Here is a 2771-nt window from a genome sequence, read left to right on the forward strand (position 1 = left end):
AAGGATTTGCCATCAAGGCAGATAGCAGAAGTTGCACCCAAAGGACACCTGCGTATCAATCGGTAACCCATGCTAAGGGGTGAGTTGCCCCCTAGGTTTGCATAGGTTGTTAGCAATACTAAACTAGCTTACCCCAAAGGGAGAGCAGCGCAGCTCATCTCTCCTCGGTTACTGCCGCTAGGAATGTCGTAGGGGAAGTGAATCACTGGTGATCCCTAGGGGCGATCGCCAGCAGGGGAGGCTCGCTCCACTTGAATTTGGGAAATGGCAAGGGTCGTACACAGGTACGTCAGCACATCCTCCGCACTCATCAGGCGCTTGAGCACTACTTGACCGATCGTAGAAGCGGGATCAGGATGACTCGGCTTGACTTCCACCATCAGCACGACATCTTCCACTTGGTACAGCCAGAGCTTTTCCTCTCCCTCTAGAATACAGAGACAGGTACGGGTAATCACGGGCGATCGCCGCCATGCTTGCTCATTCCAAAGGCCTTGGGGTTCCCACACGCGGCCAATTTGCCACCCCTCGGTGAGGAAAAAGTATTTCATGCCACAGGTAGCGATTCACTCCCTTGGGCACTGGAGATTTCCTCAGGCTCCCTGGAATTAAAACAAGCCGCCGCGATCAGCAAAAAAGGCGTTTCCGGCACGAGGGGTAAGATAAAGCCCACCACCCCAACAATTCCAAAAATCACACCAAGAACCAGAGGTGCTATATTACGGATGCTTTGAGTCACAGGCATTCCTTTCCAGTTCCCATAGGCAAGGATAATTCACCTCTACCGTAGCCTGAACCTTGCCTTTTCACAAGTTGCTGGTACTAAGTTTTATCGAGAATCGCATCCCGCAGATCCATGCCATCCATTTCTGCTTTGTAGAGGTTTGCCCCCCTAAAGTTGGCACGGCGGGCATTGGCCTTCGACATCTTGGCCGCAATGAGAACCGCATGTTCAAAATTTGCTTCAATGAGATTGGCGCTCTCGAGAATCGCTTCTTGCAAAATCGCACCCTTGAGATCGGCCAACTGTAGGTTGGCTTGAAAGAGATTGGCACGGGTAAGATTGGCATAGGCAAGGGTCGCTTCCACTAAGCTCACTCGCCGTAGGAGGGCACCCACCAGGTTGGCTTGGCGCAGGTCAGCCATCGCAATATTGGACTTGTAAAGATCGGCGCCCGCCAACGTCGCCCGTTGCAAACAGGCACCCTGCAGATCCGCCTCAATCAGGTCGCTCATGTAAAGGTTTGCACCGGCCATATAGGCATCCTTGAGTAAAGCATGCCGCAGGTCAGCCCCCGCTAAATTTGCCTGATCGAGATTGGCGTTTGCGAGATTGTACAGCTCTAGATTGGCGCCGGTTAAATCCACTTGTCCTAGATCGGGGCGAATGTCACCGCTTTGCTCCCGCCATTGATTCCAAGCAGTAACCCCCTGTTTGAGCAGCTGGAGATGTTGGGGATTGGCCACAATAGTTACCCTTGGGTACTCGAATGAGGGTATTGATAACCGTAAAAATCAATGCGATAGTCAACAATTTTCACGCCAGTTTTCGCTTCAATTTCAGCAATGAGGGAGGGAGGCAGCTCCACATGAACATCAATAATCTTCTGGCTATCCAAACAGTTCACGTGGCTATGACTATCACTGATATTGCCGTAGAGGCGCCCATCGGCTCGCTCCACGCACTCAATGATGCCATGCTCCGAGAGGGCTTCAAGATTTTGGTACACGGAGGTATGGCCGATGTCTTTGCCCGCTTGATTGAGGCGATCGTAGATTTGCCGCGCCGAGAGGTGATCTTTGGCATCCCAGAGCAGTTCGAGAATGGCTCGCCGCTGCCGACTGAGCCGCAATCCAAGGCGCTGACAGCGATCGATTGCATCCTCAAGGGAACGAATGGGGGGTAAAGAATTGGGAGCGGGAGACGTGAGCACGGCGCTATCCTAAAACAATAAAATTAAACAGTAGATTTTGCTTATGTTTGAGTAGCCTATTGCGATTAAGTCGCAGTTTTAGGGCTGTACAGCTGCTAACCTGTAGTCACTATGATAATCAATCCTCTGGTTATAATCAAATTTGCTCCTTGTCAAGGCTATCAGGAGCCGTTTGAGACAGCAAATAAAAACCCAGAAAGGCAAATATGATGGCGGCGATCGCCTTGACCACCTTCACCGGCAGCAATGTGGCAATCCCGCTGCCTAAAAGCACGCCAAAAAACGTCGTACACACCAAGCCAGAGGCAACCCCTAGAAACACGGCGGTAGCGGAGCGAGCATTACTGCCTAAAGTAATGGCCACCAGTTGACTTTTGTCCCCCAGTTCCGACAGGAAAACAATCGCAAAACTTGCGGCAAAGGATTGCCAGTCCATCCATCTCTCCAAAGGTATTGCTGCTATAGGGCAGCTTAACGATAGCCGTCATTGCCGTCAACGCGCGATCGCGGTTCAGTGTAGCAGGATCAGCTTAAAACAAGTTACAATTCTTAATACTAGTTCTGCTTATAGCTCTGTTGAAGACGGCGGAGGTGCCCATGTTGAATACCACTGATGGAACCAGCGCGATCGCACCAGACACCACCTCCTTGAGTAGTCTGGCCCAAGCTTGGGCAAAGCGCTACATCAGCAATCTTAACACCACCGCCCTTGCCGAGGATGATCCAGCAGTGGTTGCCCCGCGGCTTTTGGCCGAACTGCGTAATGCCAGTGTCAAGGCTTGGCAGCGCACCGAAGGGTTTTTGGCCGGGGAGATGATTCGCCATGGCATCCCGGCT

The 2771-nt window shown here is 51.9% G+C and carries 5 protein-coding genes and 1 pseudogene; 1 reads left to right on the top strand and 5 read right to left on the bottom strand.

The window, feature by feature from the left end; all coding sequences use genetic code 11:
• Positions 1-215 precede the first annotated feature (215 nt).
• From Q0711_RS05370 to Q0711_RS05390, 5 genes are all read right to left on the bottom strand, one after another.
• On the bottom strand, positions 216-551 hold the full coding sequence (locus Q0711_RS05370) for a hypothetical protein (protein WP_299041882.1): 336 nt from the start codon (positions 549-551) through the stop codon (positions 216-218).
• Entirely contained in the window at positions 548-745 is a 198-nt protein-coding gene (locus Q0711_RS05375) for a DUF454 family protein (protein ID WP_299041884.1), read from the bottom strand. The genes Q0711_RS05370 and Q0711_RS05375 overlap by 4 nt, the downstream gene beginning before the upstream one ends.
• A 77-nt stretch (positions 746-822) precedes the next feature.
• Positions 823-1467, bottom strand: a complete 645-nt coding sequence (locus Q0711_RS05380; protein WP_299041886.1) for a pentapeptide repeat-containing protein — start codon at positions 1465-1467, stop codon at positions 823-825.
• A gap of 5 nt (positions 1468-1472) precedes the next feature.
• Positions 1473-1934: a Fur family transcriptional regulator gene (locus Q0711_RS05385; RefSeq protein ID WP_298977546.1), complete on the bottom strand. Its 462-nt coding sequence runs from the start codon at positions 1932-1934 to the stop codon at positions 1473-1475.
• Positions 1935-2070: 136 nt separating this feature from the next.
• Positions 2071-2370 (bottom strand): TMEM165/GDT1 family protein, encoded by a 300-nt coding sequence (locus tag Q0711_RS05390; protein WP_298977545.1) that lies wholly within the window; start codon positions 2368-2370, stop codon positions 2071-2073.
• 161 nt (positions 2371-2531) lie between these two features.
• Here Q0711_RS05390 and Q0711_RS05395 point away from each other — a divergent pair.
• A pseudogene (locus Q0711_RS05395) lies at positions 2532-2771 on the top strand (hypothetical protein); the annotation flags it as partial.

Origin of the sequence: uncultured Thermosynechococcus sp. (assembly GCF_937958135.1) — a bacterium.
Lineage (GTDB): Bacteria > Cyanobacteriota > Cyanobacteriia > Thermosynechococcales > Thermosynechococcaceae > Thermosynechococcus.

Bases quoted from the DNA above. Each gene is read 5' to 3' on its own strand.
- Q0711_RS05390 (WP_298977545.1), bottom strand. From the start codon at position 2,370: ATGGACTGGCAATCCTTTGCCGCAAGTTTTGCGATTGTTTTCCTGTCG.
- Q0711_RS05370 (WP_299041882.1), bottom strand. From the start codon at position 551: ATGAAATACTTTTTCCTCACCGAGGGGTGGCAAATTGGCCGCGTGTGG.
- Q0711_RS05375 (WP_299041884.1), bottom strand. From the start codon at position 745: ATGCCTGTGACTCAAAGCATCCGTAATATAGCACCTCTGGTTCTTGGT.